The organism is Bacillus gobiensis (assembly GCF_001278705.1).
GTDB classification, from domain to species: Bacteria; Bacillota; Bacilli; order Bacillales; family Bacillaceae; genus Bacillus; species Bacillus gobiensis.
In genome coordinates, this window is the sequence record NZ_CP012600.1 from 4,411,890 (window position 1) to 4,425,809 (window position 13,920).

11 protein-coding genes and 3 pseudogenes are annotated in these 13,920 nt (G+C 38.7%); 7 read left to right on the forward strand and 7 right to left on the reverse strand.

The window, feature by feature from the left end:
* Nucleotides 1-197: 197 nt before the first annotated feature.
* The 3 genes from AM592_RS22165 to AM592_RS22175 all read right to left on the reverse strand — a co-directional run bounded on the left by AM592_RS22165 (nt 198) and on the right by AM592_RS22175 (nt 3,162).
* A complete protein-coding gene (locus AM592_RS22165) occupies nt 198-1,316 on the reverse strand; it encodes a tyrosine-type recombinase/integrase (protein WP_053605774.1) in 1,119 nt (372 codons plus the stop codon).
* A gap of 283 nt (nt 1,317-1,599) precedes the next feature.
* A complete protein-coding gene (locus AM592_RS22170; protein ID WP_053605775.1) occupies nt 1,600-2,223 on the reverse strand; it encodes a hypothetical protein in 624 nt (207 codons plus the stop codon).
* Between the two features lie 468 nt (nt 2,224-2,691).
* Complete coding sequence (locus AM592_RS22175) at nt 2,692-3,162, reverse strand: hypothetical protein (RefSeq protein WP_053605776.1); 471 nt, start codon at nt 3,160-3,162, stop codon at nt 2,692-2,694.
* 297 nt (nt 3,163-3,459) lie between these two features.
* On the opposite strand from AM592_RS22175, the gene AM592_RS22180 reads away from it, so the two are divergent.
* Nucleotides 3,460-4,182 (forward strand): GIY-YIG nuclease family protein, encoded by a 723-nt coding sequence (locus AM592_RS22180; RefSeq protein WP_098945275.1) that lies wholly within the window; start codon nt 3,460-3,462, stop codon nt 4,180-4,182.
* A gap of 207 nt (nt 4,183-4,389) precedes the next feature.
* On the opposite strand, the gene AM592_RS22185 is transcribed toward AM592_RS22180, so the two are convergent.
* Nucleotides 4,390-4,983 carry a tyrosine-type recombinase/integrase gene (locus tag AM592_RS22185; RefSeq protein WP_053606222.1) on the reverse strand — a complete coding sequence of 198 codons (594 nt, stop codon included), beginning with the start codon at nt 4,981-4,983 and terminating at the stop codon, nt 4,390-4,392.
* Between the two features lie 482 nt (nt 4,984-5,465).
* Between AM592_RS22185 and AM592_RS22190 the strand changes: the two genes are divergently transcribed.
* The 4 genes and pseudogenes from AM592_RS22190 to AM592_RS22210 form a co-directional block, all read left to right on the forward strand.
* Nucleotides 5,466-6,053: a TetR/AcrR family transcriptional regulator gene (locus AM592_RS22190; protein WP_053605778.1), complete on the forward strand. Its 588-nt coding sequence runs from the start codon at nt 5,466-5,468 to the stop codon at nt 6,051-6,053.
* A 385-nt stretch (nt 6,054-6,438) separates the two neighbouring features.
* A complete protein-coding gene (locus AM592_RS22195; protein ID WP_053605779.1) occupies nt 6,439-7,302 on the forward strand; it encodes an NAD(P)-dependent oxidoreductase in 864 nt (287 codons plus the stop codon).
* Nucleotides 7,303-7,717: 415 nt separating this feature from the next.
* Nucleotides 7,718-8,709, forward strand: a pseudogene (locus tag AM592_RS23620) (IS1595 family transposase).
* 114 nt (nt 8,710-8,823) lie between these two features.
* Nucleotides 8,824-9,042 (forward strand): annotated as a pseudogene (locus tag AM592_RS22210) (dihydrofolate reductase family protein); the annotation flags it as partial.
* A gap of 69 nt (nt 9,043-9,111) precedes the next feature.
* On the opposite strand, the gene AM592_RS22215 reads toward AM592_RS22210, so the two are convergent.
* The 3 genes and pseudogenes from AM592_RS22215 to AM592_RS24870 all read right to left on the reverse strand — a co-directional run.
* Nucleotides 9,112-9,687, reverse strand: a complete 576-nt coding sequence (locus tag AM592_RS22215) for an NAD(P)H oxidoreductase (protein WP_053605781.1) — start codon at nt 9,685-9,687, stop codon at nt 9,112-9,114.
* A 212-nt stretch (nt 9,688-9,899) separates the two neighbouring features.
* Entirely contained in the window at nt 9,900-10,679 is a 780-nt protein-coding gene (locus tag AM592_RS22220; RefSeq protein ID WP_053605782.1) for a hypothetical protein, read from the reverse strand.
* 582 nt (nt 10,680-11,261) lie between these two features.
* Nucleotides 11,262-11,393, reverse strand: a pseudogene (locus AM592_RS24870) (recombinase family protein); the annotation flags it as partial.
* A gap of 451 nt (nt 11,394-11,844) precedes the next feature.
* On the opposite strand from AM592_RS24870, the gene AM592_RS22230 reads away from it, so the two are divergent.
* Complete coding sequence (locus tag AM592_RS22230) at nt 11,845-12,435, forward strand: TetR/AcrR family transcriptional regulator (RefSeq protein ID WP_053605784.1); 591 nt, start codon at nt 11,845-11,847, stop codon at nt 12,433-12,435.
* 84 nt (nt 12,436-12,519) lie between these two features.
* On the forward strand, nt 12,520-13,896 hold the full coding sequence (locus AM592_RS22235) for an MFS transporter (protein WP_053605785.1): 1,377 nt from the start codon (nt 12,520-12,522) through the stop codon (nt 13,894-13,896).
* The last annotated feature ends 24 nt before the right edge of the window (nt 13,897-13,920 follow it).

Below are 13,920 nucleotides of genomic sequence, written 5' to 3' on the forward strand. Positions count from 1 at the left end.
AAATCAACCACCTCGATCGAGTTATTATAATCATCATACCAAACAATCCCATAAATCAAGTTCAATATTATGATCGATCAAAACAAAAATAAAAAGAAAGTAATAAAAACCCGATTCTTAAATACGTGAGAATCGGGTTTTTATGTGTAAAAATATTTCCTTGACGTGCAATTTTTCTTTTTTTGGTCGTGTCGGGCCTAATATTCTTGCGACGGTGAATTTTTGTTTTCAAAAAGCGAGACCTTCTTGAGACGTTGATAACTCTTACCCTTGTTCACTCGATCGAGGTAAATGTTTGTGGTTGAGATATCAGAGTGACCCACCCATTCTTTCACATCCACCAGTGGTACTTCGTTCTCGAGCATTGTCGTAACGAACGTATGTCGGAACCAATGAGGACTGATCTTTTGGTTCGCCCCAGCGATTCGGACCACCTCTTTAACAATCTTATAGAGGTGATTATAAGTAATTCTCTGACGAGTTTCTTCCTTATTATATAGAGAATAAAATAAGGGGGTCTCATCACGTGGATTGATCTCACTTGAACCTTCCCACATTTCAAGGTATCGTAAGAGCTCCATTTCCGTCTCTACCCGTACAGGAACCTCTCGATGTTTCCTTCCCTTCCCAATGACATCGACCCAAAGTTCACCCTTTCGATAATAGAAACTTCCTTTATTTAAGCTTACGAACTCACTCGCTCGTAAACCTGTAGTATAGAGAAGATAACCCAGCAAAAGGTTTCGCTGTTGGAGATGTCTCCTGTAGGTTTGTGTTCGTACGACCTTAGGAAAATAATCGATGAGATTTTCCGCATCTTCTTGGGTGAGTTCCCGTAGCTGTACACGGTTTTTGTTCTCCTCGTTCAAATAGTGGCCGCGTCTAACGGCTGGTTTATGAATCCATCTGGAAAGAGGGGAGGAGTAATAGCTCGTATCAAACCCAAAATCGAGCAGCCGCCGAAAAAACTCTAATTTTCGGACCGCAGTCTTTGCTGCGTATTTCTCTGTAATGTAATCGTTGTACACTTTTACTTCTGGATACCCGATGTCTCGAAAAGAGAGCTTATGTGTCGAAAGAAAATCCAGAAGGGTTTTCGCATCTCCTCTGTAGGCCCGAATGGTATGCTTCGATAGTTCCTTCCCTTTGATGAAGATCCTGGAATAGAAGAACAACTCAATAAAATCTCGTTCACTAGCATTTGAGAGATTCAAATTTCGGTTCTCATCTAAAAAGTGATTGATTTCTAAATTTTGTATGAAGGTTTGAAGTTCATCACTTTTTTTGGCTTGATTCAAGATTTCCAAATGATTCATGTAACCCTCCCTCTCCATGATCAAGTCGATTGAGTATTTTTTAATAAGTAACTTACTTTATTTCATGAACTTACTTAATTTTGGAATATGTAAATAAAAGGATGGTTATTCAAGATAATGCATCCTTATCTTGACTATTAAAAATAAGTATAAATCACGAACTAACGTTCCGTCAAATGATCTAATGAATTAATTATATTAACTATTAATAAGGTTTAATTTAAAAATCTTTTCATCGCCATCAAAGAGGAGCATCTTAGAAAGTACTCCTCTAGGAAAAAACCTAAGCTCTTACTTTTAAAGACCTCGAGAGGGAATTGATTAAAATTTCTAACTTTTCCCCTAACAAATACCCTAATTTCAAATTTTTATTCTCGCATTCTTGTGTTAAATTGCCGATAATGCTTTCTGACAATTGAAACCCTTGTGGTTGTTTATCCCCCACTACATTGGAAATTTGATCTTGTAGATCTAAGATTGCTGCATAGTTTATAATAACAGTTAAAGACAATCCCGTTTTATCTTTAAAGTCTTTTATATTGTTTATAATCTGCTTGTCTATCAAATAGGTATTAAAAATCAATCGCTGCTTCTTATCGGCTTTGAAGGATTTCCACTGTTCGTTTGTCTTCTTGACAACCTTATTTAGGTGGTAGGAGATGAGAAAATGAAGTTGATGATTATACCTAGGCTTATCATTGTACAAATTAACAACGTAATCTCTAAAATTGATTTGAATACTTTTTGTTCCTTTAAATAAATCAAGATTTGCTTTTGAAGCAGAAAATGAACTCGAATACAGAACTAAATGCAGTATTATAACAGAAGTCAAAGGAGCACCAAGATAATATGCTCTTTGTTTCAATTCCGTTTCAACATTTTCCTCCATAAGAATCCTTAACTTCATGTGGCACATACCTTGGAATTAAGAGCATTTTGCATATCTTCCGCCGTTTCCAGCTGATAATTTTCCAGAATTCGATTCGCTAACTCTACAGATTTTGGATCCCGTTTTGATTTAGCCAGAATGTAAACCTCCCCATTCATTTGTTTCTATTCTATCAATAAAAAAACAAAACTGGGAAGCAAGAGCCGTACGCTCTCACACTTACACAGTTTAGTTTACACTCTCGCCAGTGGATTAAGATTTTTTCATCGAAAACTTTTTTCTATTGATTTTACGGGATACCGCAAATAGGGGTAGAGGGAGCTAAGCTACGATATACCGAAAAGCTTAGTGGGATGGTGTGGTTACTATGCCCTTGAAAAGACAATCTAAATTGAATTTCTTTTTACATACTGCAAACAAAAGCTATCCTATCCTTTAGATGAACAAGTTGGTTGCATACTATAGTCATTTTATACAGAACGGTAATCATAATCTAGCTGCTGTAAAATAAGTTGCTTCTATATTATCTTCTACACTTATTTCTGGTGTAATATTCACGGCTGTACTACTTATAGCAGTTACATCCACACGATCACCCGCTTCCAGCTGAACGATAGTAGAAACGGTTACAGTATTAGGAAGGTTTTGGTTTCCTACTAAATTTGCTGCAAGTCGGTAACCGGTATCAACACCTTTAACAAAGTTGCCATTCAACCGAATATTTGCTCTCGCAAAAAAATTAAGGTTTCTATCATTAAAATTAGTCTGAAATGTAATAGTTGCTTGTATAATGTATACTCCATCAATTGCTGGAATAAATGTAGATGTAGCTGCATCGTATTCATTTGCCAGATCGAATTGTTGATTTGGAAAATTAACTTTTACCGTATTATTAGCTGGTAGGCTTTGATTAACACCAGTAGCTCTAAAAGCCGATCTCCGTTTAATTACACACATATATCATTACCCCTTTTTTACATTTGAGATTTAAGATCCATTGGTGACATATTGCTTATTCTCTAGTACTCTATGAAAAGGAGTTTTAAATTGCACAAGCAAACTACCTAGGGCTTTTTGAAATGGTCTATCTGCTCTAATTTTTAATGATATGAAGAACTACTTTTTTCGTTCAGATAGCCTTTTATTTCCTTATTATTCTTGACCTGTAACTTTAACTTAAGTACATTTCTTCATGGGGTACCGCCAGGGCGATACCCCTCTTAGCAAAATAAGAATATCTAGATAGGTGATTATATGCTAACAGAAGATGAACTAAATTGGATAAGGCATGTTTTAAGTAATTATAAACCTTTTGAAATATCGCCGTCATATTTTTATAAAATGACAACTGAAATTGAACGAAATGGGAATAAAGGAATTGTGAGAAAAGAGTTAGATGAACTAAGAAAAAAAATGATAAAAGTTACTCCACAAGAGTTGCTTGAATTTAGAAATAAAAATGTAAGAGAGAGACGAGGTATTTATAATTTCTCTGGTATTTATATCATACATAATTGTGTAAAAGATATTTATTACGTTGGACAAGCAGAAAGAATATTCGACAGGGCTTATCAGCACTTTGTTATAAATGCAGGAAATGCTGAAATATATAAGGATTATAGTTTAGGGGATGAATTTAGTATTAGTTTAATTCCTTTAGAGAATACATCATTTTCATCGCTAAATGAGTTAGAGGATAATGCAATAAGAGCTTATGATTCATTTAAAAATGGTTATAATAGAATGCCTGGTAATATAATGGATAAACATATTTTCAAAAATGCTGACTACGAAAAAGCTGCGAACTTAATATTAGATAAGATAAAAGGAACAGAAGTTTTTTTAAGCCTTTCAAATAATCGTAAGAGGATGAATTACACCAGCAGTTTATTTTCAGAACTTAAATTACCTCGCAATATACATTTTCTTCTTGGATTTGTTAAGATGATAAAAGAGTATCAAAAGGCTAAGAAATGATCAAAATTTTAATATAAAAAATTGATAATTAAATTCAAAAAAACCATATTTTGATCAATCTTTTTTTCAAAATGATGGTTTTTATTTGCTATTCGGATTAATCAATTGAATGGAAAGAAAGGTACGGAGGTAGTAATAGTGCAAATATTTTCTTTCCTCCTTGGGGTAGTACCAGCGTAGCTGACACCACCCGCAAATTGGGTGGAATTAAATTGGAAATCTATTGATTACTTCGTTATATTCTTGTTGGGCATCTGTAATAGCCAGCTTTGAGTAGACCTCCAAGGATTTTCTGCTTTCATGGCCTGAGTAAGGTTGAATCAAAGCATCATCGATTCCTTGCTTTTTCAACCAAGTTAATAGGAAGTGACGTAGCTTGTGTGGCGACAGGCTTTGGGCAAGCCCTGCTTCTTCTGAGTATTTAGCCAATATTTTACGAACACCTCGATCCGTATATTTCTTCTTCCATGAGGATTCAAACAAATAGATCGCATGCTTTTTCCTCATAGAATCAGCGTGCATAGCGAGCGTCTCTTTAAATGAATGAGGAAAAGGAACAATACGGTCCTTGCTTCCTTTTCCTTTGTTAATGCGGATCTGGCAGTAGTTGAAATCTACATCGATTAGCTGAATATTGATTAATTCACTTACCCGAACACCCGTATATAGTAATGTTTTGACAATCATCATATCTTGAAAGTTTTTCGCCTTCCAGACCACATCGTAGTAACGTTTTAGTTCTTCTTCTGTTGGTGAGTATCGGAACTTATCACTTGAAATTAGTATATATAAGTTGTACATTTTAGACAATATAAGTCTCACAAAGCTCAATGTTCCATTTACAAAATCAAAAACGGAACTTCATTAAATGAAGGTTCCTAAGCTAACGGGTACAATAGTTGAATAAACGCCGCGTGAACTAGTCCTTTAGGGGGACTGGTTTTTCAGTACAAGAGATTAGTTATGTTTTGAACTTATCATTAAGTTCCCCCGGTAAGATATGATTTTCTTACAAAACCCTTAAAACCGAGGGACGAAGAACGATAGATCGAGGCCGCTAGCGATACCTTCGCCTGCGCGACGGCCGCTTGCTGAAAACCTCTCCGACCAGCTGAGTACGGCGCTTCTCACTACAGGTGGCCACACCCGTACTGGCCTCTTATTAGTTCTTCCTTTTGATTGAGGTGATCACACGTGATATACTTAAATACTGAACGGTTTCGTCTTTTTCGAAGAAACAAGTTCTGAGAAAATAAACATTTGAGATTGGTCAGGTGAAAGAAATGATACCAGCACGTTCTTCCGCACGCCAGCGCTTACTGGATGTGGCTTCCGATTTGTTTTATCGTGAGGGCATCCGTTCAATTAGTATGGATACAATTGTTGAGCGATCTGGTGTAAGTAAGGCAACTCTTTATCGACATTTTCCAACCAAAGATGATTTAATTATGGCATATCTTAAGGAAGTCGATGATCACATTTGGCAACATTTTGATAAGGCTATCACTCAGCATGAAGGATCGCCAAAAGCACAGTTGATGGCATTGATTGACGCCACGATTGAATTATTAACGCCTGAATATTACCGGGGTTGTCCCTTTTTGAATGCATTTACAGAATTCTCTGAAGAAAATCATCCTGCGCACAAGTTTTCGTTAGAATACAATCGTACATTACGATCGCTATTGTCTCGTCTGAGCCAGCAGGCGGGTGTAAGTGATGATGGTTGGACAGATCAGATTCTGATGGTGATCAATGGAGCTTATTCTTCAATCCCGGTTCTAGGATTGGAGGGCTCTGCAGTCCAACTCAAAACAATTACAACATATCTGATTGACCTACATCTTCCGAATGTTCATGAGAAGCTTTAAACATTCATAATCAAGACTTTTCTTAACACCAATTTGAATTGCCCCTTTTGAATTTCATTGGAATAACACTTGGTTATTTTAATGCGATTCTGTTGGGGCAATTTTGATTTTCAGGAGTATACCAACAGGGCTAGTGAAATTTCTAGGAGTAAATTCGTCCGTGATACGAAAAACTTTTTACGAATCCCATTGACATAAGACTAAACGGTGTAGTATCTTATCTGGTGTACGATACTGTTTAGTCTTATTTATTTTTAATCTACATAGTTCTAGCAGCAATGTGACGAACGCAGGACAGGAGGTTTAGGGCCTAACTCTTTTTCGTTACGTGTGTCCATAGTTGGTGGAGTGAAGAAAATTGAACTTAGCACAAGGAGGAAATAGTATGAGTAATGTTACAGTTATCGGTTTGGGTCCAATGGGTACAGCAATTGCCCAAACTTTGATTCAAAACGGTAAAAGCGTTACAGTCTGGAATCGATCAAGTGAGAAAGCTAAAAAACTAATTCAACAAGGCGCCATTTTAGCATCTAGTGTAGCGAGTGCGGTAAGCGCGAGTCCTGTGGTTATCATTTGTGTCAGCAACTACGATACTACGTATAAGATTTTGGATACTGACGAGGTTTTCTCAACTCTGGCTGATCGAGGCATCGTTCAGATGAGCACAGGTACACCCCAAGAAGCACGAGACAATGAAGCATGGGCACATGAGAGAGGTGCTAAATATCTAGATGGTGCCATCTTAGCAACTCCTAGCCAAATGGGGAAAGCGGATACCCCTATTTTTGTATCGGGTGCTAAAGATGCATTCCAGCAAAATGAAGAAGTTCTTAAGATTCTCGCGGGAAATGTAAGTTTTATGGGTGAGCAGGTAGGAGCTGCTGCTGCGTGGGATTTAGCTGTGCTTTCAAATATGTTTGGTTCAATGACAGGTTTCTTTCATGGTGCAAGAATCTTTGAATCGGAGGGAATTCCAGTCGATTCTCTAGGATCAATGATTGCGAATATCTCACCTATTCTAGGACAGATGGTTAAGTATGAGAGTGAGGTTATTCAAAAAGAAGATTATAAGAATCCTCAAAGTGCTATCGATATGTGTATGAAAACAATCAAATTATTTATGGAACAAGCTCATGAAGCTGGAATTAACAATGAATTTCCAACGTTCGCCATGGGGATTTTTCAGAAGGCCTTGGACATGGGCTACGGAAACGAGGAACTCGGCGCCCTCATCAAGGTACTACGGTAAATCGGCTGAAGTGGCGTCAAAAGAACAAGAAACTCAACGTGCGAACTGTCAGAGCAGTAGGCTTATCTCAACCATGACAAGGCTGCCAATTCAATTGGCAGCTTTGCTTCGTTAACGGAGAACGATAGTTGATCAAATTATAATTACCCATAAAAAAGAACTCTCGAAATCAGAAATCAGAGGATTCTTTACATTTATATCCATACGTTTGCGGGTGGTGTCAGCTACGCTGGTACTACCCCATTTAAAGGAGCTAAAAAAGCTTGGCAAGTTCAACTAAAGACGGATATTTACTAACAGGTAAAGACTGAAACATATTTCTTGTCTGTTCAAAAGCTTCATTAACCTCTAATCCTTGTATTTTAGCTATATGAACCTGTATCATTTCATCTCTTACAAAAAATTCTCTTAGCGTATGTTTTCCTTCTTTTTGCAATCCCGAACCAAGGGTGTGTCGGCTCCCGTTCGAGCAATTGACGAAATCCAAGAGCAGAAGCACAAAGATGGGCTTGTTTGTCCGCATTGCAAAACCCATTCTGTCGTTCGTTTTGGGAAGTACGCCGTAAAAACACGTGCTGGAGAGGTTAAACGTCAGCGTTACCGCTGTAAATCCTGTCGCCAAACCTTTAATGACCTTACAAACACACCTCTTCAACGAACGAGAAGACCTCATGTGTGGGTTCGTTTTATTGAATGCATGATTGAGGGCTATTCGCTGAGAAAATGTGCCGAGCAATTAAACGACGAAGCCACACATATGTCACCTTGTTTTACTGGCGACATAAGATACTTGCTGCCCTGAAACAGATTCCAACCGAATCATTCCAAGGTATCGTTGAAATGGACGAGACCTACTTTCTGTACTCGGAAAAGGGCAAGTGGAACATCACCGAACGCAAGCCACGTAAACGAGGCGGAAAAGCCAAATATCGTGGCATAAGCAAGGACCAAGTATGTGTCCTCGTTGCCCGTGACCGTCAGAAAATGACGTACTCTGGCGTTCTTGGGCGCGGTCGCATTCGGACAACGAAATTAGATGAGGCGATTGGCGGTTATCTATCGGATTCAAACGTGCTTTGCACGGATTCCTGGCGGGCATTCAGCTCCTATGCGAATGCAAAGGGCTTGGCTCATTACTGATTTAAGTCCGACGGAAAACAACGTGTCAAAGGCGTTTACCATATCCAAAACGTAAACAGCTATCACAGCCGCTTGAAGAAATGGATGGACCGCTTCAATGGTGTTGCAACCAAATATTTGCAAAATTATTTGGCTTGGTTCCGTTATATAGACAACAAGGAATATGAGAATACCTCATCGAATAAGAAAAATATGTTGGTCAAATCGTGCCTGTTTACTGTCACCGACACGAACACAAAGCTTCGGCTTTCTGCTTATTCTTGTTAAGCTAACGGGCAGGTTTGGGATTAGCAATCCATAAGAAACAACCCAAGTTGAATTATGCTAAAATGTAGTAAATGTATAATGTAGATATCCCTCATGAACAAAGGAGAACTGAAAATGAGAAAACTCGTTCTATTTCTGCACGCATCGCTTGACGGTTTTGTAGAAGGGCCGAATGGTGAAATGGACATTGGCTGGGTTTCCTACGATGCTGATTTGGAGAAACACGCGAAAGAAATTCTGAGTACTGCCGACACTGTCATTTGGGGGCGTGGGACTTATCAGATGATGCACAGTTACTGGCCATCTGTGCCTTCGAAACGTTCCGGTAAAAGGTAAAAACCTTCCGTTTTTTGACAAGGAAGGTTTTATTGAAATAAATATGCCTGACTAGAACAGTCACGATTAATCGTTAGCGTAATTAAACCCCTGATTATAAGCTTGGTCTAACAAACTTTTAATATGTTCAGGATCTCTCTTTAACGTTTCATATAAAAATTCAACTTTTGAATTTTCAATTCCCGCATAGTTAGCTAAACTTATATTTTGAAAATGTTCGATCATCTTATCGTATCCTCTTTTTGCTAATTGTTCAGGCGATGCTCCTGCTAAAATCAGCCACAGTACACGCCCGTGATGCAGTTTGCTCGTTCCATATGCAAACCCATAGTTCCACACCCGCTCGATATACCCCATTAGCATGGCAGGCATACTGTACCACCAGAGTGGATAAATATAAGCTAATGCATCATGTTCCTTCATGCGTGCGATTTCCCTCTCTACCTCTGGAGAGAATGTTTGGTTTTTCTTTAACCAATCTGGCTCGTCAGCCTCCCACAATACAGGGTCAAAACCAATGCGATGTAAGTCCAATATTTCTGTCTCATGTCCTGCGTCTTTTAAACCTTGCTCAAAACGCTTTGCAACTGCAAAGGTTAAAGAATCCTGCCTTGGGTGTGAAACGACTGTCAGCACTTTCATTCCTATTCGCCTTCTTTCAATCCATTTATTATTTACTTAGACCTACCCGGCATCTACTAAAACATTTTTTTCATCAAAATAAGAAGAGGAAAACATCAGCATCTATCCGTTGGTTTAATCCGTTTTACAAACTTTTTTCCATGGTTATGACGCAGCGGCGGTTTTTACATATTTCCACATGCATTTCCTGCCGATGCTAAACAGCATTGACTTTACTTAATCGAATGGGTTGAAATCTTGACGCCGAATTGTTCTAAACGTGAAATTGCTGCATCTGGGTTCACAAGCGTTTCAGGCAAATGCAATCCGCCGGCAGCAGGCTCCTGCCCGCCTAGACCAAAAATGCGCTCAATTCCAACCAATACGCCAATTCCAACAAGGTGCGCTTGACCCTTTGGATCAGATACAACGATTCGATGTTTGGCAGTGTCTCCATCTTGCAGTGTTCCCTCGATGTCGATATAGGTATCATGGGATGGATTATCCCCAGCTATTGTCCCGATTGAGTCGCCCTGTACGTAATCCCAACGGATACTAGCCGCATTAGTAATCGCTGCGAGACTGGGTACATCAAGTAAAGATACTGGAAAACCATTCAATACAAGGTCTTTTGTTATCTGGACTTTCCTCACATACATGGCAGGATCCACCCAGATCCATTTTCCGTTCTCAAGCAGAAGTGTACGTTCAGTCAATCCTGAACTGTCTTCATAATCACTTTGGTTCATTGGGCCCAGCAGATCAAGATCATCGTAAACACCAGCTATTTCGATTGAGTTTATCTGACTGAATTTATCTGCAGCCTTTTTGGCGATTAATGTAATGACACCAGCATCTTGATGAGCCAACAAAACAATTGGACGCTTTAGAGACGATTGCAGCCCTTTAAATAAAATGGGTACAATTTCATCTGCCATTTCGGAGAGACCAATATGAGCAATGTTGGTACCGATAACTCCATATCCACCTGCGATTAAAATGCGTGATTTCATGTTAATTTCCTCCTGGTCATTTGTAGTCCAAAACTGAATACAACCTTTATATTGGGTATACCAAACACATTTGGTTTGCAAATTCTTGAACAAAAAGATCTTTACTTAGCTGCAGGGATCATGCCTATTTTTCTTTAACACCTCGCCAGCTTACTTCCAACATTCCCAAACCGATTACCGTCACAGGTGTGCGACTCACTCACTGATGATTTACTCTGATTGTATACTTTCTCATTTTGGTTATTTCTCTTCAATGTAAATGCCCCTTTCTGATGTTGTTGACTACAGTCTAAAGAATGACACTAGTGTTAATGTCAATAAAAAGGGGTTAAAAAATGCTTTAATCAAATAAATTGCTTGTTCATTGCCAAAACAAAAGTCGAGCAACAATCAAGAAGTTTCAAAACATCATCACACTTATTCCAGAATATACGAAAGGGCGCTTTTCCGGAGTAACGAAAAAAACCCAATTTCTCAATTTTAATGCTGAGAAATTGGGTTTTTTTATATTTACTTATAGGCTTAGTGACAGGGTTCCTGCTGTAGACCGCAAAGTAAAATTGAAGAAATAATAAAACACGCCTATTTTTTTATTTCTTCAAGCTTTCTTCTGTTGACTGCTCTATATAAGGAACCTTGAGATATTCCAGTTGCTGAGACTATCTCCTTTATAGAATATTCTTTACTATCATACATCCGTAGCGCAACAGCAAGCTATTTTTGGTAACTGCTAATCTTAATAAAATCAAAGGACAGCAGGGCGATGGGGGGACATTGCAAAAACACTGGTTTTTGGTAATAGCGTGTATAAACATAGCATTACGTTATTCAGCAATCGCCATATAGCGGAACAACACTTTTAAAGAAAATAGATAATTTATGTTAATGTTTAATAGGGGTAGAGAGAGCTAAACTACGAATACCGCAAGGTAAATTACAAATAATGTATACAAATAAACCTTGCTGGATTTCAACGAGGTTTTTCGTTAGCTCTCTTTGGTTTATTTTTCGATATAAGGTCATTCGGGAAATTCAGGCTTTTTCAGTCGCTCCATCATTTTATTAGTGCTAAAAGTGAAATCTATCTTGACAAATTTATAACAACTGGAATACAATATAATCGAATGACAGTCAGTACTTACTGTCTATCAGAAAGGATGAAAGTATGAGCAGCAGTAATAATTTAAGCAACGATGATAAGCTGCTGTTGGCAGCGATTGATCTAATGGCGGAGAAAGGCTACAATGGTGTATCTACCCAGGAAATCGCTACTGTGGCAGGTTTGAGTGAAAAAACGCTGTTTCGCCGATTTGGAAGCAAACAAAACCTTCTCGAAACGGCGTTTGACCGTTTTCATTATGCCGATGAGATAACAAAACTTTTTAACGAAAAGCTCGTATGGGATTTGCAAACAGATTTGCTCCTGATCAGTCGAACATATCATGAAATTATGAATCGTAACCGGAAAATGATTATGATCAGCCTCAAGGAGGAAGGTAATTTACCCGGGTTTAGAGAAAGAACACAAAAACATCCTCGACAATTGCTAGAAATTTTGACCAATTACTTTATGGCTATGTACGAAAAAGGAAAGCTGATTCGAACGGACCCAGAGCTACAGGCGTTGTCGTTCATGATGCTGAATTTCGGGGCTTTTATGAACAACCTGGATTCCAATGATAACTTTCCAACCGTGTCCCTAGAGGCATTTATAATGAAGAGTGTGCAAACATTCACTAGGGCTTTAACTCCCTAGTTTTTTCACCAACAACATGACAGTCAGCACAGACAGTCATTTATCTTTTTTAAATAGTACTTAAATGAAGGGTGGTTATGGAGAATGGAAAAGGAGGTATCTCAACAAACAGGAGAGAAATTAATGCGTATTGTGATGTTCACACTTGTCCTTTCAGCAATGAGCGTATTGATGTTCAACTTCGTACTTCCCGAAATTAGTATAGCGTTTGATCTTACTACTGCTCAGGTAAGCTGGGTCACTTCATCGTATGCTTTGATTTACGGGATAGGAACGGTCATTTACGGAAAGCTGGCAGACCGATACAAGCTCAAAAATTTGCTAACGTTTGGATTGTTATTTTTTGCTTTCGGTTCACTGATTGGCCTCGCCTCCCAAACTTTCTGGATGTTGCTTGTCGGAAGGTGCTTGCAGGCAGTAGGAGCTGCTGCTATCCCAGCAACAGCTATGATTATTCCATTGCGCTATTTTCCTCCTGAGCAGAGAGGTTCAGCTATGGGTACAGCGTTCGTAGGTTTGGCTCTTGGCAGTGCTCTTGGTCCAGTTATTTCTGCATTAATTGTAAGTGTCGCGCATTGGCGCTGGTTATTCTGTATCCCTCTCTTCATTTTAATTACGTTGCCCTTTTATCGTAAAAATTTGGGGGAAGAGCAGGGGGATCCCGGTAAACTTGACTGGGTTGGTGGTGGTTTTCTGGCTATTACATTAACCTTGCTTCTTCTTGGCGTTACGAGTGGAACGTGGTGGTTTACTATTGGCGGATTACTTGCTTTAGCGCTGTTCATAGCACGAATTCGTTCCGTTTCCGATCCGTTTGTTCAACCTGGGCTTTTTACAAATAAGAGCTATACTCTCAGACTAACGATAGCTTTTCTAATAAGCGGAATTGGTTTTTCCCTTTATTTTCTTAGTCCATTGCTTTTGGCTCATGTACATCAGTTGCCACCTAGCTGGATCGGTTTTGCGATGGTTCCTGCTGCAGTAGCCTCGGCAATACTTGGGAAAAAAGGTGGTAAACTAGCAGACTTGAAAGGGAATTCGTATCTCTACTTTGTTGCATCTGGATTGTTATTGACCTGTTTTATTTTACTTTCAACCTTCACTGGAATATCTCCAGTATTCATTGCTATCTTTTTGATTTTCGGTAATGTCGGGCAAACCTTTATGATGATTGCTATGTCCAATTCAATCTCTATGACCTTGCCAAAGGAACAGGATGGAGTGGGAATGGGACTTTTATCGATGCTGAATTTCATTGCAGGAGGAATGGCTTCAGGGGTTTACAGTAAGGTGGTGGATCTTGGCTCTGATGTTCATTGGAACCCGGCAAATATCTATCCAAACGGTATCATTTACAGCAATATATTTCTCGTTCTAGCTGCTTTGCATTTAGGCATTCTGTTGTTTTACTATTTTCAGTTTGGCAGAGCAAAGAGAAAAAGCATCCAGTTAGAAGGCTGAAGTTAGTTTAGATTAAGTTTCACT